Origin of the sequence: Xanthomonas sp. LF06-19 (genome assembly GCF_034105425.1) — a bacterium.
In the GTDB taxonomy this organism is placed as follows: Bacteria; Pseudomonadota; Gammaproteobacteria; order Xanthomonadales; family Xanthomonadaceae; genus Xanthomonas_A; species Xanthomonas_A sontii.
On record NZ_JAXGGH010000004.1, the window covers coordinates 96,877 to 122,054 of the forward strand.

The window sequence follows — 25,178 nt, forward strand, 5'->3', positions numbered from 1 at the left end:
CGCAGCCCTCCGCTCCCGCATCGCAAGGAGTTCGCGCATGCCTGTTCTGCCTTTTCTCGCGCCGCAGCGATCGCGAGCGGTGCCGTCGTTCGTCGCCACCCACCGTGGCCGCCGGCCGCAGTTGCGCCGCCGCGGCGATGCGCTGCTGCGCGGGGCGCTGCTGCTGGCGGCCACTACCGGCACTGCCGGCGTGGCCTGCGCCGAGGACACGCCGGCGTTCGACCGGCCCGGTATCGGCTTCGCCTCGACCACCCTGCAGCGTGGACAGTTGGCCTGGGAGCAGGCGTTCTTCGATGGCAGCTACGACCGCGACGGCGACGTGCGCAGCACCGAATACGTCGCCAACAGCCGGCTGCGGTTCGGCCTGAGCGCACGCACCGAGTTGCAGCTGGCGATCGACAGCCAGGTGTGGCAGCGCGTGCGTGGCGGCGGGCAGGACCAGCGCGGGCACAGTGGCGGCGACGCCAGCATCGGCTTGAAGCAGGCATTGCCCAGCGCCAGCGACCGCGTCAGCTGGGCCTTGCTCGGCAGCGCCAGCCTGCCGGTCGGGCGCGCGCCGTACGGCGATGCCGGCCACCGCTACGACCTGGGCGTGAGCGCCGGCTGGGACCTGCCGGAGGGGCGCAGCCTGGCGCTGTACGGCAATGTCAGCGACAGCGAGGACGGCTCCGGCTGGAGCGTCTCGCCGAGCTACACCTTCTACGCGGGCGACTCGCTGAGCGCCTACGTCGAGGCCGGCATCGGCGGCGGCGAGGACGAGATGCGCGCGCTTGGCAGCGGCGTCACCTGGCTGTTCGCCAACCGCGTGCAACTGGATTTGTCGGTGCTGCGCGGCCTGTCGTCGCAGACCCCGGACTGGCAGGGCGGCCTCGGCATTTCGGTGTTGCTGCGCTGAGGTCCATGGTGCGGTGATGTCGTGAATCACGCCTCCGCGCAACCAAGGGCCTGGCACGGTTCCACCCAGGCGCCTTGGATGGCGGGACAGGCATGCGTGAGCGAGTCCCTGCCGGCAAGGGGTTTCAATCCACGCGCCAGTGATGACGTGACGAGGGAATGCTCTTAGAACGGGTGCCGTCTATCGTCGTTTCAATCCACGCGCCCGCGAGGGCGCGACCGACACCTGGTCCTTGTCATAGCTGTCCCGCACGGGGTTTCAATCCACGCGCCCGTGAGGGCGCGACGCCGAAATCGATGTAGGCCAGGTATTCGCTGCGGACGTTTCAATCCACGCGCCCGTGAGGGCGCGACGCGCTACACCCCGAAGGGGGAAGCTGAGTTCGAGTTTCAATCCACGCGCCCGTGAGGGCGCGACTGGTGAACTCGGTTCGGGTCACTACGCAGAGCCTGTTTCAATCCACGCGCCCGTGAGGGCGCGACCGCAAGACCGCAACCGAGAACGGCGGCTTCGGTCGGTTTCAATCCACGCGCCCGTGAGGGCGCGACATGGTGAGCGGCCAGGTGCTGGAGCTGTAGGGCGCGTTTCAATCCACGCACCCGTGAGGGCGCGACGCGCCAGGCCTGCCGCGATCCACCACAGCGCAACGTTTCAATCCACGCGCCCGTGAGGGCGCGACTTGGTTGTGCCGTCCTCAACAGAGTCGACACGGATGTTTCAATCCACGCGCCCGTGAGGGCGCGACCACCGGCGCCGCAGCCGCACAGCAGCCGCAGATCCTGTTTCAATCCACGCGCCCGTGAGGGCGCGACGTGCTGGTCGATGTAGTCGCAGATGCCGAGAAAGTTTCAATCCACGCGCCCGTGAGGGCGCGACGTCGCCAGGCGGTCGAGGCGCACGACCCGACGAAGTTTCAATCCACGCGCCCGTGAGGGCGCGACCTGGCAGGACAACCCGTGGTTCACCGCCGAGCTGGTTTCAATCCACGCGCCCGTGAGGGCGCGACGATCGAGCCGTCTACGGCGACACCGGCCTGCCCAAGTTTCAATCCACGCGCCCGTGAGGGCGCGACCGCACCCGGATGCGCGCTTCGCCGACGCTGATCACGTTTCAATCCACGCGCCCGTGAGGGCGCGACGCCTGGCTGAAAGGCGACTGGTACGCCACCCAGGTTTCAATCCACGCGCCCGTGAGGGCGCGACAATTCGACAGCCTGATCGGCCGTGTCCTCACGCACGTTTCAATCCACGCGCCCGTGAGGGCGCGACGGTGGACAAGCGCGCCGCGGCAGGCGTCGCCAACGGGTTTCAATCCACGCGCCCGTGAGGGCGCGACCATCTCGAATGCGGAGGTCTGACGCCATGGAGCGTTTCAATCCACGCGCCCGTGAGGGCGCGACACTCAATTCTTGATCGACGGTCAGTGGCTTTTGCCGTTTCAATCCACGCGCCCGTGAGGGCGCGACGCCATTACGGGTGGGAAACCCGTTCCAAACAGTGGTTTCAATCCACGCGCCCGTGAGGGCGCGACACGCAACCAATCGCCTCATCAAGAGGATGATCCAGTTTCAATCCACGCGCCCGTGAGGGCGCGACGCGCTACGGCATCCGCCCATTTCGTACCACTCAGGTTTCAATCCACGCGCCCGTGAGGGCGCGACGACCGCCACGGCAATGCCGACCGAGGCGGACATGTTTCAATCCACGCGCCCGTGAGGGCGCGACTGCGATTCGCGGCTTGATCTGGCAATTACCAACGCGTTTCAATCCACGCGCCCGTGAGGGCGCGACCAGGCCGCCGCCGCCGTCGCCATGTCGTCATTCGGGTTTCAATCCACGCGCCCGTGAGGGCGCGACGCACCAGTTGGCAGCGAAAATTCGCAGGCCAGTGTGTTTCAATCCACGCGCCCGTGAGGGCGCGACACCGCCATCGCCGCGAGCGGCATGGCCACGAAGCTGTTTCAATCCACGCGCCCGTGAGGGCGCGACACCCGCTCGCAGTGAAGTACACCGACACCAACAAGTTTCAATCCACGCGCCCGTGAGGGCGCGACAGCCCTCAGCATAACTGCCGGCCGGGACTAAGGAAAAAGTGCCGATTTCGCGAAACGGGCGTGCGGCGACGTGCAGGGGGCGGGGCTGCCTTGCCCGGTTTCATGGTGCCCAGGCATTTCGCTTTTCGATCAAGTCTTTATCGGGATTCGCGAACCGGCCGGTAAAACCCCGGGCGCTTCCGGTTCGCGCCGACGGCGCACGTCCTTGCTCCGCCATCCGGACCCGGTGTGCCGATCAGCGCCGGGCGTTCAGTCGCTGACGGCGCGTCCGTCGTTGGGCGGCAGCACCTCGGGCACGTGCGTGTCGTATTGGTGCAGCACTTCCGCGAAACCATGGCGCGGTTGCCAGCCCAGCGCGTCCAGCGCCCGTTGCGGCGAATAGACGCGATCGATCCGTTCTGGCAATGCCCAGCCGCGTTGCGCGAACGCCGCCACCAGCGTCGGCGCGCGGCGGTGCAGGACCGCCGGTGCCGAGGTGTGCAGCTCGGCGCAATCTTCGCGCAGGAACGGGGTGGCGCCGGAAATCACGAACGTCGCGCTTGCCGACCCGGCATGCCGCAATGCCGCCGCATGGGCCTCGGCGACGTCGCGCGCGTCGATGCCGCGATGCAGGCGGAATGCCGCCATCACGTTGACCGGTTCCGGGAAGCAGCGCGACATGCGCAGGATGCGCACGCTCGGACCGCCCTGGTCGGCCGCTTCGCGCAGCAGCGCCTCGGCCTCCAGCTTGGTGTGGTGGTAGATGGTCTGCGGCTGCGGCGCCAGCATCTCGTCGACCCAGCCGGCGCTGCCGTCGGGAGTGGTTGCGTCGCCATACAGCGCGGTGGTGCTGGTGAACACGATGCGGCGCACGCCGGCCGCCGCCGCGGCGTCCAGGACGCGGCGCGTGCCGTCGACATTGACCTGGCGGAAGCGCGCCGCCGGCACATGCGCGACGTGCGGGGCATGCAGCGCGGCCGTGTGAATTACGGCGTCCACGCCCTGCAGTGCGCGCGCCAGCAGTGCGGCATCGTCGAGGTCGCCGACCCAGTCGGTTGTGGAGCAGGGCGTCCGGTCGAGGCCGCTGACGTGGTGCTCGCGCGCGAGCCGGATATGGATCGCGCGGCCGACCCGGCCGGCACTGCCGGTGACCACGATCTTCAATGGGGTCGGAGTGGACATGGGCATCGGCGCTGGACTCGAAGGCGCGTGGGGCGGCACAGGCGCTATGGGGGCGCCTGCGCTCGGCGTGGGCTCACTCCGGATCGTAGTCCAGGTTGGAGGCCAGCCAGCGTTCGGCCTGTTGCAGCGAGACGCCCTTGCGCCGGGCGTAGTCGGCGAGTTGGTCCTTGCCCAGCCGGCCGACCACGAAGTACTGGCTCTGCGGGTGGCTGAAGTAGTAGCCGGACACCGCGGCGGTCGGCAGCATCGCGAAGCTCTCGGTGAGCGACATGCCGGCATTGCGACCGGCGTCGAGCAGGGCGAACAGGGTCTGCTTCTCGCTATGGTCGGGGCAGGCCGGATAGCCGGGCGCGGGACGGATGCCGCGATAGCGCTCGGCGATCAGCGCCTCGTTGTCCAGTGCCTCGTCGTCGGCGTAACCCCAGAACTCGGTGCGCACGCGCTGGTGCAGGCGTTCGGCCAGCGCCTCGGCCAGGCGGTCGGCCAGGGCCTTGAGCAGGATCGCGTTGTAGTCGTCGTGCGCGGCCTCGAAGCGCGCCACGTGCGGTTCGATGCCGATGCCGGCGGTGACCGCGAAGGCACCGATCCAGTCCTGCCTGCCGCTGTCGTGCGGGGCGATGAAGTCGGCCAGGCAGAAGTCCGGGCGCTCGGCGGGCTTGTCGACCTGTTGTCGCAAAAAGTGCAGGGAATGGGGAATGGAGAATCGGGAATGGTCGAGCGGCGCGGTCGCGCCTGACGATTCCCCATTCCCGTTTCCCGATTCCCGGTCCGTCAGGACCACAACGTCATCCCCCACCGACTGCGCCGGCCACAGCCCGAACACGGCCTTGGCGGTCAGCCATTTCTCCTCCACGATCCGCTGCAGCATCGCCCGCGCGTCCTGGTACAGCTCGCTGGCCTGCTGGCCGACGATCTCGTCGGTGAGGATCGCCGGAAACTTGCCGGCCAGTTCCCAGGCCTGGAAGAACGGGGTCCAGTCGATCAGCGGGACCAGGTCGTCCAGCGGGTAGTCGTCGAACACGTGCAGGCCGGGCTGCCTGGGCGCCGGCGGGGTGTAGGCGTCCCAGCCGCCGTCGAAGCGCTGCCCGCGCGCGTGCGCGAGCGAGACCAGGCGCTTGGCGTCGCCGCGGTTCTTGTGGCGCTGGCGGATCTCGGCGTAGTCGGCGTCGTTGGCGGCCACGAAGGCCGCGCGCAGTTCGCGCGAGATCAGCGATTGCGCCACGCCCACCGCGCGCGAGGCGTCCTTGACCCACACCGTCGGCGCTGCGTAATGCGGGTCGATCTTCAGCGCGGTGTGCGCGCGCGAGGTGGTGGCGCCGCCGATCAGCAGCGGCATCGAGAAGCCCTGCCGCTGCATCTCGCGGGCGACGTGGGTCATCTCTTCCAGCGACGGGGTGATCAGCCCCGACAGGCCGATGATGTCGGCGTTCTCGGCGCGGGCGCGGTCGAGGATGGTCTGGGTCGGCACCATCACCCCCAGGTCGATCACGTCGAAGTTGTTGCAGGCCAGGACCACGCCGACGATGTTCTTGCCGATGTCGTGCACGTCGCCCTTGACCGTGGCCATGACGATCTTGCCGTTGGACTTGCCGGTGTCGCCGCTGCGCAGCTTCTCCGCCTCGATGTAGGGCAGCAGGTAGGCGACCGCCTTCTTCATCACCCGCGCCGACTTCACCACCTGCGGCAGGAACATCTTGCCAGCGCCGAACAGATCGCCGACCACGTTCATGCCGTCCATCAGCGGGCCTTCGATCACGTCCAGCGGCCGCGCGGCCTGCTGCCGCGCCTCTTCCGTATCGACCTCGACGAACTCGTCGATGCCATGCACCAGCGCATGGCTCAAGCGCTCGCGTACCGTCTTCTCGCGCCACGCCAGCTTTTCCCGGTTCCCGATTCCCGCATCCCGATTCCCGGCCTTTTTGTAACGTTCGGCGATCTCCAGCAGGCGTTCGGTGGCGTCGCGGCGGCGGTTGAGGATCACGTCCTCCACGCGCTCGCGCAGCTCCGGGTCCAGTTCGTCGTAGATCGGCATGCCGCCGGCGTTGACGATGCCCATGTCCATGCCCGCGGCGATGGCGTGATACAGGAACACCGAATGGATCGCCTGGCGCACGGTCTCGTTGCCGCGGAACGAGAATGACACGTTGGATACACCACCGGAGACGTGGCAATGCGGCAGGGTGCGCTTGATCTCGCGAGTGGCCTCGATGAAGTCGACCGCGTAGTTGTCGTGCTCCTCGATGCCGGTGGCCACGGCGAAGATGTTCGGATCGAAGATGATGTCTTCCGGCGGGAACCCGACCTGCTCGGTGAGGATGCGGTAGGCGCGGGTGCAGATCTCCACCTTGCGCGCGCAGGTGTCGGCCTGGCCGACCTCGTCGAAGGCCATCACCACCGCCGCGGCACCGTAGCGCAGCACCTTGCGCGCGTGTTCGACGAATGGCGCTTCGCCTTCCTTGAGCGAGATCGAATTGACCACGCTCTTGCCCTGCAGGCACTTCAGCCCGGCCTCGATCACGCTCCACTTGGAGGAGTCGACCATCACCGGGATGCGCGCGATGTCCGGCTCGGACATGATCAGGTTGAGAAAGCGCACCATCGCCTTCTCCGAGTCGATCAGGCCCTCGTCCATGTTGACGTCGAGGATCTGCGCGCCGTTGGCGACCTGCTGGCGCGCCACCTCCACCGCTTCCTCGTAGCGCTCTTCCTTGATCAGCTTGCGGAACTGCGCGCTGCCGGTGACGTTGGTGCGCTCGCCGACGTTGACGAACAGCAGGTCCGGGGTCAGCAGCAGCGGCTCCAGGCCGGACAGGCGGGTGTGACGGGCGGAGGACATGGTCAGCGTTCCGAAAACGGGGAGGTGCCGGCGCACGCGCAGGCGGCAGCGTGCCCGCGCAGGACTGCGCGGGCGGGGGCGGCGGGCGTGCGCGCGGCGGACATCAGGCGGCCTGCGCCGGCGCCGCCAGCGGCACGCGCGGCGGCAGCCCGCGCACCGCCTCGGCGATGGCGCGGATGTGCGCCGGGGTGGTGCCGCAGCAGCCGCCGACCAGGTTCAGCAGCCCGGACTCGGCGAACTCGCGCAGCGTCGCCGCCATTTCCTCCGGCGTCTCGTCGTACTCGCCGAAGGCGTTGGGCAGGCCGGCGTTGGGATGCGCGCTGACGTAGCCATCGGCGATGCGCGCCAGGGTCTCCACGTGCGGGCGCAGGTCCTTGGCGCCGAGCGCGCAGTTCAGTCCGACCGACAGCGGCCGCCCGTGCGCGACCGAGGCGTAGAACGCCTCGGCGGTCTGCCCGGACAGGGTGCGGCCGGAGGCGTCGGTGATGGTGCCGGAGATCATCACCGGCAGGCGCCCGCCGCGCGCGTCGAACACTTCCTCGATCGCGTACAGCGCGGCCTTGGCGTTGAGCGTGTCGAAGATGGTCTCGACCATCAGCGTATCGGCGCCGCCGTCGATCAGGCCGTCGATGGCCTCGCGGTAGGTGGCGCGCAGTTCGTCGAAGCTGGTGTTGCGGAAGCCGGGGTCGTTGACGTCCGGGCTGATCGAGGCGGTGCGGCTGGTCGGGCCGAGCACGCCGATCACGAACCGCGGCTTGTCCGGCGTCAGCGCTTCGACCGCGTCGCAGCAGGCACGCGCGACCTGCGCGCCGGCCTTGTTGAGTTCGTAGACCAGGTGTTCCAGGTGGTAGTCGGCCTGGCTGATCGACGTCGCGTTGAAGGTATTGGTCTCGAGCAGGTCGGCGCCGGCGTCGAGGTAGGCGCGGTGGATCTCGGCGATCACCTCCGGCCGGGTCAGCAGCAACAGGTCGTTGTTGCCCTTCAGGTCGTGGCCCTGCGGCGCGTGGTCGCAGCCGGGGCCGTGCACGTGCCCGGCCTGCGCGTCGTAGCCCTCGGCGAAACGCTCGCCGCGATAGTCGGCCTCCTGCAGCCCATGGCGCTGGATCATCGTGCCCATCGCCCCATCGATGATCAGGATGCGCTGGGACAAGGCCTGCAGCAGCGCTTCGGCGCGCTGCGGGTGGAGCCATTGGAAGGCAGGGAGTGGGGAATGGAGAATGGGGAATGGGGGAGGAGCGATGGCGCTCATGCGACATCTCCTGCGGCCGACTTGGCCTTGGCGGTTGCTTTTTCGATTCCCGATTCCCCACTCCCGATTCCCGGCTTCCCCGCAATCAACGAAATCACCTCGAAGTGCGGCGGGCGCTTCTCGCGGGTCACGGTTTCCAGGCTGGAGACTTCGAGCCCGGCCTTGCCGACGAACTTGCGCAGTTCCTTGGCCGAAAAGCCGAGGTTGACGTGGCCGTAGGCCTGCACCGCGGCCTTGTGCTCGTGGCGCGCCAGGCTGCACAGCAGCAGGCGGCCGCCCGGGCGCAGCACCCGCGCCGATTCGCAGACCGCCTGCGCCGGCTTGGTCGCATAGGTCAGGGCATGCATCATCACCACCAGGTCGAAGCTGGCATCGGCGAAGGGTAGGGCATGCATGTCGCCCTCGCGCACTTCCACATTCCCGAGCCGGCGCAGGCGTTCGCTGGCCGCGGCCACCACCCGTGCGCTGGTGTCGATGCAGACGTAGCGGCGTGCGTGCGGCGCCACCAGTTCGGCCAGCACGCCGTCGCCGGAGGCGATGTCGAGCACGTCGCCGGTCTCCAGCAGCGGCAGGGCGGTGCGTGCCAGCGCTTCCCAGGTGCGGCCGGGCGAATAGTGGCGCTCCATGTCGCCGGCCACCGAGTCGGCCCAGTTCTGGTCGGCGGCGCGGTTGGCCAGCACCGCGGCCACGCGCTCGGCGTCCTGGCGCAGCAGCGGGTCGTCGCTGCCGGTGCTCAGCGCCAGCCACAGCGCGCGCTGCGCGGGGTCCAGCAGGGTCTCGTCGAAGCGATAATAGGCCGACACGCCGGCGCGGCGGTCGCGCACCAGCCCGGCCTCCTTGAGCTTGGCCAGGTGGGTCGAGACCCGCGGCTGCGCCAGGCGGGTGATGGCCGACAACTCGGCCACAGTCAGCTCCTCCTGTTCCAGCAGTGCCAGCAGGCGCACGCGGGTGGCGTCGGCGAAGACCTTCAGCCGGGACGACCAGTCCTCCAGATCCATAAATATCTTCCTATCGCGATATAGAGATATTTTGGTCCGGGCGGCGGTTCCGGTCAAGTTGCACACGCCGGCGTATGGTCGGCACGGCTACAATGGCCGGACCAATATGCCCGGGAGGGGTTCGACGTGGATTTCAGCTTTACCGAAGAGCAATTGATGATCCAGGACGTGGCGCGGCGCATCGCCCAGGAGCGCATCGCCCCCAGCGCCGAGCACCACGACCGTGCCGGCGAATTCCCGCTGGAGAACATCCGCCTGCTGGGCGAGAACGGGCTGATGGGCATCGAGGTGCCGGAAGAGTACGGCGGCGCCGGCATGGACCCGATCGCCTATGTGCTGGCGATGGTCGAGATCGCCGCCGGCGATGCGGCGCATTCGACCATCATGTCGGTCAACAACTCGCTGTTCTGCGCCGGCATTCTCAAGAACGGCAACGAGGAACAGAAGCAAAAGTATGTGCGCGCCATCGCCGAAGGCCGCGAGATCGGCGCCTTCGCGCTGACCGAGCCGCAGTCCGGCTCCGACGCCACCGCGATGCGGTGCCGCGCGGTGCGCCAGGACGACGGCAGCTTCGTCATCAACGGCAAGAAGAGCTGGATCACCTCCGGCCCGGTCGCCAAGTACATCGTGCTGTTCGCGATGAGCGAGCCGGACAAGGGCGCGCGCGGCATCACCGCCTTCGTGGTCGACACCGACAAGCCCGGCTTCCACCGCGGCAAGACCGAGCCCAAGCTGGGCATCCGCGCCTCGGCCACCTGCGAGATCGAGTTCCAGGACTACGTGGCCAGCGCCGACGAGGTGCTGGGCACGCCGGGCGAGGGCTTCAAGATCGCGATGAGCGTGCTCGACGCCGGCCGCATCGGCATCGCCTCGCAGGCGATCGGCCTGGCCCGCGCCGCCTACGAAGCCACCCTGGAGTACGTGAAGGAGCGCAAGGCGTTCGGTTCGCCGATCGGCGCGTTCCAGATGACCCAGGCCAAGATCGCCGACATGAAGTGCAAGCTGGACGCGGCGCTGCTGCTGACCTTGCGCGCGGCCTGGCTGAAGGGGCAGGGCCAGCGCTTCACCACCGAGGCTTCGGTGGCCAAGCTGACCGCCTCCGAGGCGGCGATGTGGATCACCCACCAGGCGGTGCAGATCCACGGCGGCATGGGCTATTCCAAGGAGATGCCGCTGGAGCGCTACTTCCGCGATGCGAAGATCACCGAGATCTACGAGGGTACCAGCGAGATCCAGCGCCTGGTGATCGCGCGTAACGAGACCGGGTTGCGGTGAGGCCGGGAGTCGGGGTTGCCGGTTCCCGAATCGCTTGAAGATCTAGGGAAAAAGCGGCCGCAGGGCCGCTTTTTTTCCTTGTGTGGAAAGGCATAAGCGGCGTCTGGCTGCAATGCGTCGGGACTGAAGTCCCTCCCACAAGGAGCGCTCAGCCTTCAAGGAGCGCTCCGCCTGCATGGGGTGTTGGGTCGCGCTTCCCGACCAGATTCCCGGACAACAAAAAGCGGCCTTGCGGCCGCTCTTTGTTTGCCTCTACAAGGCGGAAGGATCAAGTCCGAGAGGCGGATTCACGAATCCCCACTCCCAAATCCCCAATCCCGGCGCCTCAGCGATCCGGCTGATGCCGCGCCAGGCCGGCTTCCTGCATCTGCGTGAACTCCTTCGAAGGCTCGTCCAGTTTGTCGCCGAGCATGCGCCGCACCATCACGAAGAACAGCGGGATGAACAGCACGCCCAGCACGGTGGCGAACAGCATGCCGCCGATCACGCCGGTACCGATGGCGTGGCGGGCGTTGGCGCCGGCGCCGGTGGAGATCGCCATCGGCAGCACGCCGAGGATGAAGGCGAACGAGGTCATCAGGATCGGGCGGAAACGCAGGTGCGCCGCCTCGGCCGCGGCCTCGCGCAGGGTCTTGCCCATCGCCCGCTGCTCCACCGCGAACTCGACGATCAGGATCGCGTTCTTGGCGGCCAGGCCGATCACCGTGATCAGGCCGATCTTGAAGTAGATGTCGTTGGGCAGGCCACGCAGCAGCGAGAACGCCACCGCGCCGAGCACGCCGATCGGCACCACCAGCAGCACCGACACCGGGATCGACCAGCTTTCGTACAGCGCCGCCAGGCACAGGAACACCACCACGATCGACAGCACCAGCAGCAGCGTGGCGGTGTTGCCGGCGATGATTTCCTGGTACGACATGCCGCTCCAGTCGAAGCCGAAGCCCGGCGGCAGGTCGTTGTTGACGATGTCCTCCATCGCGCTCATCGCCTGGCCGGAACTGCCGCCCGGCGCCGGGTTGCCGACGATGTTGATCGCCGAGTAGCCGTTGTAGCGGCTCAGCGACGGCGAGCTGTAGATCCAGTCCGAGCTCACCACCGTGCTCAGCGGGATCATCTGCGGCAGGCCGCTGCTATCGGAGGCGGTGCTGCTGGGCACGTAGAAGTTGCGCAGCGACTCCGGACCGGTGCGGAACGGCGCGTCGGCCTGCATGTTGACGCGCTTGATGCGGCCTTCGTAGAAGAAGTCGTTGACGTACACCGGCGCCAGCATCAGCTGGATCGACTGGTAGATGTCGTTGACCGACAGGCCCATCGACTGCGCCTGCACGCGGTCCACCTTCAACTGCAGCTGCGGCGAGTTCTCCAGGCCGTTCGGACGCACGCCGGCCAGGGTGTCCTGGCGCTGCGCGGCCTTGCCGAGCACGATGTTGCGTGCCTGCAGCAGGGCTTCCTCGCCCTGGCCGCTGCGGTCCTGCAGCCACATGTCGAAGCCGCCGAACTGGCCCAGGCCGTTCACCGTGGGCAGGTTGACCACGAAGATCTGCGCGTCCTTGATGCCGTAGAACATGCCGTTCAACTGCTGGATCAGGTCGCCGGCGGCGATGTCGCGCTCGTCCCAGGGCTTGAGCCGGATGAAGCCCATGCCCACGTTCTCGCCGCGGCCCAGGAAGCTGAAGCCGGCCACCTGCAGCATGCCTTCGACCGCCTTCTGCTGCTGCAGCACGCCGCGCATCTGCGCGAACACCTCGTTGGTGCGGGTCTTGGTCGCACCCGGCGGCAGCTGCACGATCGCCAGCGCGAAGCCCTGGTCCTCTTCCGGCAGGAAGCTGCCCGGCATGCGCGTGAACAGGAAGCCGCACAGCACCACCAGCAGGGCGAACACCGCCATCCAGCGCGGCGCGCGGCGGATGGTGTTGCCCACCGCGCCGACGTAGCGGTGCGCCAGCTTGTCGTAGTACTTGTTGAAGGTGCGGTAGACCCAGTTCGGGTTGTCGTTGTGGGTGGGCTTGAGGAACGCCGCACACAGCGCCGGGGTGAAGCTCAGCGCCAGGAAGGCGGAGAAGGCCATCGACATGGCGATGGTGATCGCGAACTGCTTGTAGATCGCGCCGGCCGCGCCGGGCTGCATCGCCGACGGAATGAACACCGCCGCCAGCACCACGGTGATGGCCACCACCGCGCCGGTGATCTGGGTCATCGCCTTGTGCGTGGCCGCCTTCGGCGCCAGGTGCTCCTCGGACATGATGCGTTCGACGTTCTCGATCACCACGATCGCGTCGTCGACCACGATGCCGATCGCCAGCACCATCGCGAACAGGGTCAGCTGGTTGATGGTGAAGCCGATCGCCCACATGCCCAGGAAGGTGCCCAGCAGCGCCACCGGGATGACCAGGGTGGGGATGATGGTGGCGCGGAAGTTCTGCAGGAACACCAGCATCACCAGGAACACCAGCACGATCGCCTCGGCCAGGGTCTTGACCACTTCCTCGATCGAGATCTTGACGAAGGTGGTGCTCTCGTACGGCGTGAACCAGGTGACGCCCTGCGGGAAGCTGGGCTGCAGCTCGTCCATCTTGGCCTTGACCGCCTCGGACACGCTCAGCGCATTGGCGCCCGGCAGCAGCTGGATGGCGAAGGCGCCGGTCGGTTTGCCGTTGTACTGGGTGTCGAAACCGAAGTTGGTCGGGCCGAACGCGACCCGGGCCACGTCCTTCAGCCGCACCACGGTGCCGTTGCCGTCGGCGCGCAGGATGATGTTCTCGAACTGCTCGGGCGAGGTGAAGCGGCCCTCGGCGCTGACCGTGGCGGTGAACGACTGGCCCTGCGGCGCCGGATCCGAACCGAGCGAACCGGCGGCGAACTGCACGTTCTGCGCGCGGATCGCGTTGTACACGTCGGTGGCGGACATGTGGTAACCCTGCAGCTTCTCCGGGTTCAACCAGATGTCCATGGCGTACTCGGCACCGAACTGCTGGGTGCTGCCGACGCCGGGCACGCGCGAGATCTGTTCCAGCACGCGCGACCCGACGATGTCGTTGAGCGCGTCGCGGTCGATCGACGGGTTGTCCGAACGCAGCGCGATCACGCTGAGGAAGCCGGCGTTGGCCTTGGCCACCACCACGCCCTGCGCGGTCACTTCCGAGGGCAGGCGCGGGGTCGCCAGCGACACCTTGTTCTGCACCTGCACCTGGGCGATGTCCGGGTCGGTGCCGGTCTCGAAGGTCAGGGTGATGGTGGCGCTGCCGCTGGAGGACGACGACGAGCTGAAGTACAGCAGGTGGTCGATGCCGGTCAGCTGCTGCTCGATGACCTGGGTGACCGAGCGTTCGGTGGTGCTGGCGCTGGCGCCGGGATAGGTGGCGTTGACGGTGACCTGGGGTGGGGCGATCGAGGGATACGACTCGACGCCGAGATTGAGGATGGCGATCACGCCGCTGAGCGAGATCAGGATCGCCACCACCCAGGCGAAGACCGGGTGTTCGATGAAGAACTTAGGCATGGGGGGAGTCCGTTACTGCTTCGGCTGGTCGGAAGGCGAGGCGGCGTTCGGCGCATCGCCGTGCGCTGCGCCCTGCGCCGGGGCGGCGCCCTTGGCCGGCGCCGCGGCGCCTTGGGCACCCTGGCCGGGCGCTGCGCCGGCACCCGGGCCCTGGCCCTGGGCGGCGGCATTCGGATCCCACGGCTTGGCCACGGCCGGTGCGCCTTCCTTGACCTTGGGCAGGCCGCTGACCACGACCTGGTCGCCGTTCTGCAGGCCGCCGCTGACGATCCACTTGTCGCCCTGCTGGCCGACCGTGGTCAGGTCCTTGCGCACCACCTTGCTGTCTTTGCCGACGACCAAGGCATAGGCGCCCTTGGCGTCGCGCAGCACGGCCGCCTGCGGGATCAGGTACACGTCCTTGCGCTGGCCCAGGTTGGCCGAGAAGCTGACGAAGGCGCCGGGCAGCAGCACCCGGTCCGGATTGGGCAGCAGCGCGCGCAGCGTCACCGAGCCGGTGCTCGGGTCGACCGCCGCGCCGGAGAAGTCCAGTGTGCCGGCATGCGCATAGGTGCTGCCGTCGCCGAGCTTGATCTGCACGGTGGACTTGTCCTCGGCGTTGAGGGCGACGTTGCCTTCGGTCTGCGCCTGGCGCAGCTGCGCCAGTTCGTCGGAACTCATCGAGAAGTTGACGTACAGCGGGTCCAGCTGGTCGATCGTGGTCAGCAGCGTGCTGTCGCCCTGGCCGACCAGCGCGCCCTCGGTGACTTGCTGCTTGCCGGCGCGGCCGGCGATCGGCGCAGTGACGGTGGCGTAGCCGAGGTTGATGCGCGCGGTTTCCACCGCCGCACGGGCCTGCTGCACCGACGCGGCGGAGCTGCGTTCGGTGGCCTCGGCGTTGTCCAGGTCGGACTTGGACACGTAGGCCTGCGGCGCCAGGCTGCGCGCGCGGGCGGCGGCGGCCTTGGCGTTGGCGTAGGTGGCCTCGGCCGCGGCCAGCTGGCCCTGCGCCGAGGCCAGGGTCGCACGCAGCGGCGCCGGGTCGATCTGGAACAGCGGCTGGCCTTCCTTGACGTCGGTGCCTTCGGTGTACAGGCGCTTTTCCAGCACGCCGGGCACGCGGGCGCGCACGTCGGCGCTGCGGAACGCGGACAGGCGGCCGACCAGTTCGCGCTCAAGCGGCACGGTCTGCGGCTGCGCCTGCAGCACGCCGACTTCCGGCGGCGGCATGGCCTGCTGCTGCTCCTGTTTCTTGCAGGACGCCAACACCACCACGACGGCGCAGGCCAGGGCGAGAGAACGCAACGGGGAGGTCATCGGGTGGTACTCCGGTCTGGTTTTGTAGAAGGAAGGAAAGGGGCGGCGGCGAACGCGCGCAAGAAGCCGTCCACGGCGAACTCGGCCCAGGCGCGCTGCGCGGCGGCGTCGCCGCGATGCGCGCTGTGGAAGCGCTGACGCTCGAAATCCATGCCGACGATCATGCTCAACAGCAGTTCGGCCATGAAGTGCGGATCGTCATGCCGGAGCTGGCCGCGCGCCATGGCGCCGCGCAGGCGCTCGCTCAGGCGCTGCATCAGCGCGCCGGCGCTGTCGCGGAACATGGCGCGCGCTTCTTCGGGGAAGTGCCGCGACTCGGCGGCGATCAGCTGGCAACTCTGCAGCACACGCGGTTCCGACAGCTGTTCCAGGTACTCGCAGGCGAAACGCAGCAGGCTGCCGCGCAGGTCGTCCTGCACCGGCTCCAGGTGCGCGGTGGCCAGGTCCAGGTGATCCTGCATCGCCCGCCGCAGCAGGCCCTGCTTGCTGCGGTAGCGGCTGTACAGGGTCTGCTTGGAGCAGCCGGCGCGTGCCGCCACTGCATCCATGCTCAGGCCCATGCCTTCCTCGGCCAGCAATTCGCGCACGGCAGCGTACACGCGCTGGTCGCGCGCCTGGCGCTGTGCGGCGGAGGCGAGGGGAGTGCTCATCGATTGTGGACTATACCGTCCAGTTTAGAATTAGAACAGCCTTGACACAGGGGTGTTCTTGCTGACAACAGCGTGGCTGGCAAAGCATGGTGACCGCCGCGTGATGATGGTGTTGCGGTCGCTTTGCGCGATCTGGCGCGTCGCCGCGGCCGCTCCATTGGTTTGCGATGCAGCAAGGTAGTTGAACGGAGCACCGGTACAATTCCGGCTTTCCCATCGAGCATCGTTGCTGCTCTCCGTCATGAAACCCAAACACGCCGCTTCCCGTTCCAAATCTTCGGCCGCCACCCGCACCTCCGCGACCCCGTCCGCCACCAAGCCGGCCAAGGCGCCTGCCAAGACCAAGGCGGCCGCCAAGCCTGCGGCCAAGGCCGCCGCCCCGCGCAAGGCCGCGACGCCGCCCAGGCTGGCCGCGACCGTGCCGGCGACCGCCAAGGTGATCGACGCGGCGCCGGCCGCCAGCGCCTTCAGCCTGGCCTCGGTGTTCGCGGCGCTGCGCAAGCGCTATCCGGCCGTGCGCCAAGAGGAGGCGCAGACCTTCGCCGAAGAGTTCTACAAGCGCATGGAGGAGGACGAGTTCCCCCACCACAGCGCGCAGGAGTGGGCAGCGCTGGCCGCGTCGATGCTGGAGTTCGCACGCAAGCGCAAGCCGGGGACGGTCAACGTGCGGGTGTTCAACCCGAACCTGAAGGACGACGGCTGGGAGTCGTCGCACACGGTGCTGCAGATCGTCAACGACGACATGCCGTTCCTGGTCGACTCGGTGAGCATGGCGCTGGCCGAGCTGGGCATCGGCGTGCACGTGCTCGGCCACCCGGTGCTGCGCATGCAGCGCGACAAGAACGGCACGCTGGAGAACGTGGGCGAGGGCAAGGCGGAATCGCTGATGGCGCTGGAGATCGACCGCCAGCCGCCGGAAGACATGGCGCAGGTGGAAGCGGCGATCCGGCGCATCCTCGGCGAGGTGCGCAACATCGTGCGCGACTGGGGCGGCATGCGCGAGAAGATGCTGGCGCTGGCCGACGACCTGACCACGCGGCGCCTGCCGGTGGACGACAAGGGCCGGCGCGAGGCGCAGGAATTCCTGCGCTGGGCCGCGGCCGACCATTTCACCTTCTTCGGCTACCGCGAGTACCGGGTGGAGAAGCAGGGTGGCGAAGACGTGCTGGCGCCGCTGGAAGACAGCGGCCTGGGTCTGCTGCGCGGGCAGGACAAGTCGCCGGCGCGGCCGGTGCGCACGCTGGCCGCACACGGTCTCAGCGAGTCCGGCACCAAGGAAGCGCTGATCCTGACCAAGACCAATGCGCGCTCGCGGGTGCACCGCAGCGGCTACATGGACTACATCGGCGTGCTGGAATTCGACGCCAAGGGCCGCATCGTCGCCGAGCAGCGCTTCCTCGGCCTGTTCACCTCCAGCGCCTACAACCGCCGCCCGTGGGAGATCCCGCTGGTGCGCGAGCGCTTCGACTACGTGATGCGCAAGTCCGAACTGACCCCGAGCAGCCACAGCGGCAAGGCGCTGCGCCATATCCTGGAGACGCTGCCGCGCGAGGAGCTGTTCCAGTCCAACGAGGAAGAGCTGTACCGCACCGCGATGGGCATTCTCGGCCTGCAGGAGCGGGTGCGCAGCCGCCTGTTCCTGCGCCGCGACAAGTACGGTCGCTTCATTTCCGCGCTGGTGTATATCCCGCGCGAGCGTTTCAACACCGACGTGCGCCTGCGCATCGAGGCCTTGCTGAAGGACGCGCTGCACGGCGAGTACATCGATTCCAACGTGGTGCTGGGCGAATCGCCGCTGGCGCAGCTGCACATGATCGTGCGGCCCAAGCCCGGCGAGGCGCTGGAGTTCGACACCACCGAACTGGAATCGCGCCTGGCGCACCTGCTGCGCAACTGGCACGACGACCTGCGCGAGGCGCTGGTGGCCAGCTGCGGCGAGCGCGATGGTCTGCGCCTGGCCGCCGGCTACGGCCGCGCGCTGCCGGCCGGCTACATCGAGGAGTCGACCGCGCAGATCGCCGCGCGCGACGTCGAACGCCTGGCCGCGCTGCGCGGTCCGGAAGACCTGCACCTGAGCCTGCAGGCGCTGCGTCGCGACGGCGCCGACAGCCTGCGCCTGAAGCTGTACCGCCAGCACGACGACCTGCCGCTGTCGGACGTGCTGCCGATGATGGAGAACCTGGGCCTGCGGGTGATCTCCGAGCGTCCGTATCGGCTGGTGGTCGACGGCACCGCGCTGTCGATCCAGGACTTCGAGGTCGAGCCGCTGGCCGGCAGCATCGATGTGGCCACGGCCGACGCGCCGCTGTGCGAGGCGTTCGTGCGGATCTGGCGCGGCGACGCCGAGAACGACGGCTTCAACCGCCTGATCGTCGGCGCCAGCCTGAGCTGGCGCCAGGTCGCGGTGCTGCGCGGCTACTGCAAATACCTGCTGCAGACCGGCGTGCCGTTCTCGCAGGCTTACGTGGAAGAGACCTGCAACCGCTATCCGCTGCTGGCGCGGCTGCTGGTGGAGCTGTTCGAGGCGCGCTTCGATCCGGCCACCGGCAACGAGAGCAAGGCGCAGATCGCCGAGGGACAGGCCGCGCTGACGGCGCAACTGCACCTGCTGGCCAAGGACGATGCCGCGGCGCTGAAGGCGCTGCAGCCGGTGATCGATGCGCGCAGCGGCAGCCGCGACGCGCAGCTGGAGGCGGTCTCGGCCGCGTTGCTGAAGCTGTTCGACCAAGTGGCGAGCCTCGACGAGGACCGCATCCTGCGCAGCTTCAAGGGCGTGATCGAGGCGACTCTGCGCACCAGCCACTACCAGCGCACCGCCGATGGCGGGCTGGGTCACTGCATCAGCTTCAAGCTGGATTCGGCCAAGGTGCCGGACCTGCCCAAGCCGCGTCCGTACCGCGAGATCTTCGTGTACGGCCCGCGCGTGGAAGGCGTGCACCTGCGCTTCGGCGCGGTGGCGCGTGGCGGCCTGCGCTGGTCCGACCGGCGCGAGGACTTCCGCACCGAGGTGCTGGGCCTGGTCAAGGCGCAGATGGTAAAGAACACGGTGATCGTGCCGGTCGGCGCCAAGGGCGGCTTCTTCTGCAAGCGCCCGCCGGTCGGCGGCGACCGCGACGCGGTGCTGGCCGAAGGCATCGCCTGCTACAAGCTGTTCATCCAGGGCCTGCTGGACATCACCGACAACATCGTCGGCGGCAAGATCGTGCCGCCGCCGCAGGTGGTGCGCCACGACCAGGACGACCCGTACCTGGTGGTCGCCGCCGACAAGGGCACGGCCACCTTCTCCGACATCGCCAACGGCCTGGCGCTGGACCACGGCTTCTGGCTGGGCGACGCGTTCGCCTCCGGCGGCTCGGTCGGCTACGACCACAAGGGCATGGGCATCACCGCGCGCGGCGCCTGGGAGTCGGTCAAGCGCCACTTCCGCGCGCTGGGCCGCGACTGCCAGAGCGAGGACTTCACCTGCGTGGGCATCGGCGACATGTCCGGCGACGTGTTCGGCAACGGCATGCTGCTGTCGCGCCACATCCGCCTGCTGGCCGCGTTCGACCACCGCCACATCTTCCTCGACCCGAACCCGGACGCGGCGGCGTCCTTCGCCGAGCGCGAGCGCCTGTTCAAGCTGCCGCGCTCCAGCTGGGCCGACTACGACGCCAAGCTGATCAGCGCCGGCGGCGGCATCTACCCGCGCACGCTCAAGTCGATCGAGATCAGCGCGCCGGTGCGCGAGGCGCTGGGCCTGGAGCCGGGCGTCAAGCAACTCTCGCCGAACGACCTGATGAACGCCATCCTCAAGGCGCCGGTGGACCTGTTCTGGAACGGCGGCATCGGCACCTACGTCAAGGCCGCCAGCGAGACCCACGGCGACGTCGGCGACCGCGCCAACAACGGCCTGCGCGTCAACGGCGGCGAGCTGCGCTGCAAGGTGGTGGGCGAGGGCGGCAACCTCGGCCTGACCCAGCTCGGCCGCATCGAGGCCGCGCAGGTCGGGGTGCTGCTCAACACCGACTTCATCGACAACTCGGCCGGCGTGGATACGTCCGACCACGAGGTCAACATCAAGATCCTGCTCAACGACGTGGTGCAGGCCAAGAAGCTGACCCTGGACGCGCGCAACAAGCTGCTGGCGTCGATGACCGACGAAGTGGCCGAGCTGGTGCTGTGGGACAACATCCGCCAGAACCAGGCGCTGAGCCTGATGGAGCGGATGAGCGTCACCCGCCTGGGCTCCAAGCAGCACTTCATCCGCACCCTGGAGGCGCAGGGCCTGCTCGACCGGCAGATCGAATACCTGCCCTCGGACGCGGAGATCTCTGCGCGCAAGGCGCGTGGCCAGGGCCTGACCCGGCCGGAACTGGCGGTGCTGCTGTCCTACTCCAAGCTGGTGGCGTTCCAGCAGTTGCTGGAATCGGACATCCCCGAGGACCCCTACCTGTCCAAGGAACTGCAGCGCTACTTCCCGCAGCCGCTGCAGAAGAAGTACGCCGATGCGATGGAGCGGCACCGCCTCAAGCGCGAGATCATCGCCACCGCGGTGACCAACACCACCATCAACCGGATGGGCGCCACCTTCCTGATGCGCATGCAGGAAGACACCGGCCGCAGCATCGCCGAGGTCGCCAAGGCCTACACCATCAGCCGCGAGACGCTGGATGCACGCGCGCTGTGGACGCAGATCGACGCGCTGGACGGCAAGGTGCCCGAGTCGGTGCAGATCGACGCGCTGGAGGTGATCTGGACGCTGCAGCGCGCCTTCGTGCGCTGGCTGCTGTTCCGCCCGGGCCCGATGCCGGGCATTACCGCCGCGGTGGAGCGCTACTACGAGCCGTTCAACGATATCCGCGTCGCCTCCGGCGTGCTGCCCGATTCGCAGCGTCCGCGCTACGAGGCGCTGGTGCAGGAGTGGCAGGACAAGGGCCTGCCGCCGGCGCTCGCCCAGCAGCTGTCGGAACTGCGCTTCCTGGAGCCGGCGTTCGACATCATCGAGATGGCGCGCACCCGCAAGCTCAAGCCGGTGGAGGTGTCGAAGGTGCACTTTCGCCTCGGCGAGGCGCTGCAGTTGCCGTGGCTGTTCGAGCAGATCGACGCGCTGGAGGTCAACGGCCGCTGGCATGCGGTGGCCCGCGGCGTGCTGCGCGACGAACTGGCCAAGCACCACGGCGTGCTGGCCGGCCAGGCGCTGAGCCTGCCGGGCGGCACCGCCGAAGCCAAGGTGCAGCACTGGCTGCAGCGCGACGACAGCAGCCTGCGCTTCACCCTGAGCATGCTGCAGGAACTGGCTGCGCAGAAGACGCTGGACTACCCGACGGTGTCGGTGGCGGTGCAGCGACTCGGCCAGCTGGCGGCGCACGGCGTCTGACCGATCGCGCCGGATGGCCAGGCCCGCGCGCGCGGGCCTGGCCCACTGCGGTACCGCGTCGCCCGATGGCGACGCATGGCGCGTGGCAGGCGATTGCTGTCGCGCGTCCTTGGCGGGGATCCGCGCTCGCCCCACGTTCTTCGTTGGAGCCAGGCCGGCGGCGCACCGATGCGGCGACCGACCGCGTCACGCAAGGCCGCGGGATTCTGACAGCCCGCGCTGATACGATCCGCGCCATCGGGCGAGCACACGGCTGCAGCGCCGCATTTCGAGGCGTACATGCTGTACCTGGCCATCCCCGCGGTGCTCCTGTTGTTGATCGTCTTCCTGGCACTGCAGCCTCCGCTGGAGCTGCGGCTGCAGCGTGCGCTGCAGCAGGCACGGCAGGGCGACCTGCGACGCTTGCGTGCACTTGCCAGGAAATCGGTGGGCGATGCCGCGTATGCGCTGTTCCTGCAACTGGACGCCAACGGCGAGCAGGCCGCGGCACTGGCGGCACTGAAGCGTGCGGTCTATGCCCGCACCTGGCTGGACATCCGTGGCTGCAGCGTGGCCATGCGCGCGTACGGCCGCCGTCGCTTCCTCGGCGTGGGCACCATCCCGGACCATGCCGCGCTGCTGGCCGAATGGAGCCGTCCCGGCTGGTGCTCGGGTGCCGGCTGGGAACCCGAACTGGCCTGGATCCAGGCCTGCGGCCCGGAGCCGTGCCGGGATCTGGCGCGCGCCTGGTATTGGCTGTGCCTGGCCGATGCGCGCACGCAGGAGGGGATGGGCGAGATCCGGTCCGTGGAACTGGCGCAGCAGGTGCGGGAGCATCTGGGCCCGCTGCTGCCGGCATCGGTGCGCCAGGCGATGCAGGAGCAGGCGACGGAGACTGCGTGCCGCGACTTCGTGTCCGGCAGATAAGGCGGGCGGAGCGACTCGGCCCGGTACCGGGTACCGGCCTGCAATGGCTGTCGCCGCAGGTCCCATCACAGCGCGGTGCGGACGCGGCATGCAACTGCCGCGGATTGGCCGCTGCCTCGGCTGCAAGCGCGTGCCGCCGGTTCGCCGCCGCGCGCCGGTCATGGCGCCCCGGGTATGATCGGGGCCATGAATGCTTCCGTCCTGCCGTCCTCGCCCCGCATCTGTTTCCTCGCCAGCGTCGCGCCGGAGGCGCAGCACGCGCGTACCCAACTGGTCGGGCGCTACGGCGATTGCGAGCCGGCCGACGCCGATGTGCTGTGCGCGCTCGGCGGCGACGGCTTCATGCTGCAGACCCTGCATCGCCACGGCAGCCTGGGCAAGCCGGTGTTCGGCATGAAGCTGGGCACGGTCGGCTTCCTGATGAACCAGTTCCGCGACGACGACCTGGTCGCGCGCCTGGCCCTGGCCGAGCCGGCCAAGCTGCGGCCGCTGGAAATGCTGGCGCAGACCGAATCCGGCGCCACCACCGGCTCGCTAGCCTACAACGAGGTCTCGCTGCTGCGGCAGACCCGTCAGGCCGCGCACGTGAGCATCGATCTCAACGGTCAGACCCGGGTCGATGAACTGATCTGCGACGGCGTGCTGGTGTCGACCCCGGCCGGCAGCACCGCCTACAACTCCTCCGCGCACGGACCGATCCTGCCGCTGGGCTCGCACACCCTGGCGCTGACCCCGATCGCGCCGTACCGGCCGCGGCGCTGGCGCGGCGCGATCCTCAAGGCCGACATCGAGGTGCGCTTCCGCGTGCTGGATCCGTACAAGCGCCCGGTCAGCGTCACCGCCGACTCGCACGAGACCCGCGACGTGGTCGAAGTCACCATCCGCGAATCCCGCGACCGCCTGGTCACCCTGCTGTTCGATCCGGAGCACAATCTGGAGGAGCGGATCCTGAGCGAGCAATTTATGGTGTAGGGCGGGGAGTGAGGAATCGGGAATGGGGAATCGCAAGAGCGGTTTCCGTGTCTCCCGTTTCCCCTGCTCGGTTCCTTGCCTGTAGACCGCTTTACCTATTCCCCATTCCCGATTCCCCACTCCCAGCCAAAATGTCCGACAACTCCCCCCGTCTGCTCACCGTCGCGGTCACCTCGCGCGCCCTGTTCGATCTGGAAGAGGGCCATGCCCTGTTCGAGCGCGAGGGGGTGGAGGCGTACAGCGCGTATCAGCGCGAGCGCGAGGACGATGTGCTGGCGCCCGGGGTGGCGTTCCCGGTGGTGCGCAAGCTGCTGGCGCTGAATCAGGGCACGCCGCCGGAGACGCCGCCGGTGGAGGTCATCCTGCTGTCGCGCAATTCCGCCGATACCGGGTTGCGCATCTTCAACTCGATCCAGCACTACGGGCTGGGCATCGTCCGCGCCACCTTCACCTCCGGCGAGGCGACCTGGCCCTACGTCAAGCCGTTCGGTACCGATCTGTTCCTCTCGGCCAACCCGGAGTCGGTGCGGCGCGCGCTCAGCCACGGCATCGCCGCGGCGACCATCCTGCCCAAGCCGCCCGGCGAGCATGCGCAGGAAGCGGCCGCGGCCGCCGGCGCGATCGACGCCGATCGTCTGTCCACGCAGCTGCGCATCGCCTTCGATGGCGATGCGGTGATCTTCGGCGACGAGGGCGAGCGCTTCTCGCGCGAGCAGGGCGTGGAGGCGTTCGGTCGCTACGAACGCGAGAACGCGCGCGAGCCGCTGACCGGCGGGCCGTTCCGCAATTTCCTGTCGGCGCTGCATGCGCTGCAGTCCGCCTTCCCGGCCGGCGAGGCCTCGCCGATCCGCACCGCGCTGGTCACCGCGCGCTCCGCGCCGGCGCACGAGCGGGTGATCCGCACCCTGCGCGAATGGGGCGTGCGCCTGGACGAGGCGCTGTTCCTCGGCGGCCGCCACAAGGGGCCGTTCCTGCAGGCCTTCGGCGCGGACATCTTCTTCGACGATTCGCAGCACAACATCGACAGCGCCGCCCGCGAGCGCGTCGCCGCCGGGCATGTGCCGCACGGGGTCGCCAACGACATCGCCAAGCCGTGAATGCGGCGCCCGGCGGCGGCCGCTGGGCCGCGCTGCGCCGCCTGCTGCGGCACGGAGCGGGCGTGCCCGCCGACCTGCGTCCCGGGCGGCCTTACGTGCGCCACGGCTGGCGCTACACCAGCCTGCAGTTCAAGGGCGAGGTGACCCAGAGCCGCATGTACACCTGGTGGCCGGACGTGCTGCAGGTGGGCTACACGCGCAGCATGCTCGGTGCGCTGCTGCTGCGCCCGGACCCGCGGCGGATCGGCATCGTAGGCCTCGGCGGCGGTTCGCAGGCCAAGTTCTGCTATCGGCACCTGCCGCAGGCGCGGATCGAGGCGATCGAGGCCGACGCCGACGTGCTGACCCTGCGCGCGGCCTTCCGCATCCCGGACGACGATGCGCGCTTCGAGGCCGTGCACGGCGACGGCGCGCGGTTGCTGCGGCAACGGCGCGACCGCTATGACCTGCTGTTGCTCGACGCCTACGACGCCGACGGCATCCCGGCCGCGCTGCTCAGCCGCGGCTTCTACGAGGACTGCCACGCGGCGCTGGCACCGGGCGGGGTACTGGCGGTGAACCTGTACGACACCGACACGCGCCGCCACCTGGCGCATCTGCGCGCGCTGTTCGGCGGCCGCGTGCTGCGCCTGGACGAGCCGCAGATGGACAACCAGGTGGTGTTCGCCTGGACCGGTGCACTGCCGGCGCTGGATGCGCACGCGGCCTTGGCCCGCCTGCCGTGGTCGGCGCGTTGGCAACTGCGCATGCCGTTCCGGCGCGTGCAGCAGGCGCTGGCGGGCAGGACGGGGGCGGACGGGGTGCGTTAGCCGGGGCTGCGCTGTCCGGGGATGGCTGCGTCGGCCAGACGGTTCAGTCCACGCCATGCCGCCGCCGGTGCAAGCGCGACGGGGGAGACAATGCATGCGGTCCCGGGCGACACCACGCGCCAG

General features: G+C 68.8%; 14 protein-coding genes and 1 CRISPR repeat array. Of the genes, 7 read left to right on the forward strand and 7 right to left on the reverse strand.

Translation table 11 applies throughout. The annotated features are described in order from the left end of the window. Positions 1-37: 37 nt before the first annotated feature. Positions 38-895, forward strand: a complete 858-nt coding sequence (locus SLW55_RS09700; RefSeq protein ID WP_267100724.1) for a transporter — start codon at positions 38-40, stop codon at positions 893-895. Positions 896-952: 57 nt separating this feature from the next. Further along, positions 953-2,948: a CRISPR direct-repeat array (repeat unit 31 nt; unit sequence GTTTCAATCCACGCGCCCGTGAGGGCGCGAC). A gap of 249 nt (positions 2,949-3,197) precedes the next feature. On the opposite strand, the gene SLW55_RS09705 is transcribed toward SLW55_RS09700, so the two are convergent. The 4 genes from SLW55_RS09705 to SLW55_RS09720 all read right to left on the reverse strand — a co-directional run bounded on the left by SLW55_RS09705 (position 3,198) and on the right by SLW55_RS09720 (position 9,192). After that, on the reverse strand, positions 3,198-4,109 hold the full coding sequence (locus SLW55_RS09705) for an NAD(P)-dependent oxidoreductase (RefSeq protein WP_267100723.1): 912 nt from the start codon (positions 4,107-4,109) through the stop codon (positions 3,198-3,200). 73 nt (positions 4,110-4,182) lie between these two features. Continuing rightward, entirely contained in the window at positions 4,183-6,945 is a 2,763-nt protein-coding gene (metH, locus tag SLW55_RS09710; protein WP_152237282.1) for a methionine synthase, read from the reverse strand. A gap of 103 nt (positions 6,946-7,048) precedes the next feature. Then, positions 7,049-8,194 (reverse strand): homocysteine S-methyltransferase family protein, encoded by a 1,146-nt coding sequence (locus SLW55_RS09715; RefSeq protein ID WP_267085714.1) that lies wholly within the window; start codon positions 8,192-8,194, stop codon positions 7,049-7,051. After that, positions 8,191-9,192 (reverse strand): metalloregulator ArsR/SmtB family transcription factor, encoded by a 1,002-nt coding sequence (locus tag SLW55_RS09720; RefSeq protein WP_267085715.1) that lies wholly within the window; start codon positions 9,190-9,192, stop codon positions 8,191-8,193. The genes SLW55_RS09715 and SLW55_RS09720 overlap by 4 nt, the downstream gene beginning before the upstream one ends. 126 nt (positions 9,193-9,318) lie before the next feature. On the opposite strand from SLW55_RS09720, the gene SLW55_RS09725 reads away from it, so the two are divergent. Then, entirely contained in the window at positions 9,319-10,467 is a 1,149-nt protein-coding gene (locus tag SLW55_RS09725; protein WP_017907602.1) for an acyl-CoA dehydrogenase family protein, read from the forward strand. Between the two features lie 325 nt (positions 10,468-10,792). Here SLW55_RS09725 and SLW55_RS09730 read toward each other — a convergent pair whose 3' ends face one another. Genes SLW55_RS09730 through SLW55_RS09740 form a run of 3 tightly spaced genes read right to left on the reverse strand, consistent with a single transcriptional unit; the run spans position 10,793 to position 15,912 of the window. Continuing rightward, the gene (locus tag SLW55_RS09730) at positions 10,793-13,966 is read right to left on the reverse strand and encodes a multidrug efflux RND transporter permease subunit (protein ID WP_017907603.1); all 3,174 of its coding nucleotides are present in this window, start codon (positions 13,964-13,966) and stop codon (positions 10,793-10,795) included. 12 nt (positions 13,967-13,978) lie between these two features. Continuing rightward, entirely contained in the window at positions 13,979-15,262 is a 1,284-nt protein-coding gene (locus SLW55_RS09735; RefSeq protein ID WP_017907604.1) for an efflux RND transporter periplasmic adaptor subunit, read from the reverse strand. Further along, positions 15,259-15,912, reverse strand: a complete 654-nt coding sequence (locus tag SLW55_RS09740) for a TetR/AcrR family transcriptional regulator (RefSeq protein WP_017907605.1) — start codon at positions 15,910-15,912, stop codon at positions 15,259-15,261. Before SLW55_RS09740 ends, SLW55_RS09735 begins: the two co-directional genes overlap by 4 nt. 241 nt (positions 15,913-16,153) lie before the next feature. Here SLW55_RS09740 and SLW55_RS09745 point away from each other — a divergent pair, with 241 nt between their 5' ends. From SLW55_RS09745 to SLW55_RS09765, 5 genes are all read left to right on the forward strand, one after another. Beyond that, the gene (locus SLW55_RS09745) at positions 16,154-21,271 is read left to right on the forward strand and encodes an NAD-glutamate dehydrogenase domain-containing protein (RefSeq protein ID WP_320745012.1); all 5,118 of its coding nucleotides are present in this window, start codon (positions 16,154-16,156) and stop codon (positions 21,269-21,271) included. 279 nt (positions 21,272-21,550) lie between these two features. After that, entirely contained in the window at positions 21,551-22,177 is a 627-nt protein-coding gene (locus SLW55_RS09750) for a hypothetical protein (RefSeq protein ID WP_320745013.1), read from the forward strand. 201 nt (positions 22,178-22,378) lie between these two features. Next, positions 22,379-23,149, forward strand: coding sequence for an NAD kinase (locus tag SLW55_RS09755; protein WP_026143327.1), 771 nt, complete (start codon positions 22,379-22,381; stop codon positions 23,147-23,149). A 131-nt stretch (positions 23,150-23,280) separates the two neighbouring features. After that, complete coding sequence (locus SLW55_RS09760) at positions 23,281-24,246, forward strand: 5'-nucleotidase (protein ID WP_017907609.1); 966 nt, start codon at positions 23,281-23,283, stop codon at positions 24,244-24,246. Continuing rightward, complete coding sequence (locus SLW55_RS09765; RefSeq protein WP_152236461.1) at positions 24,243-25,055, forward strand: fused MFS/spermidine synthase; 813 nt, start codon at positions 24,243-24,245, stop codon at positions 25,053-25,055. Before SLW55_RS09760 ends, SLW55_RS09765 begins: the two co-directional genes overlap by 4 nt. The last annotated feature ends 123 nt before the right edge of the window (positions 25,056-25,178 follow it).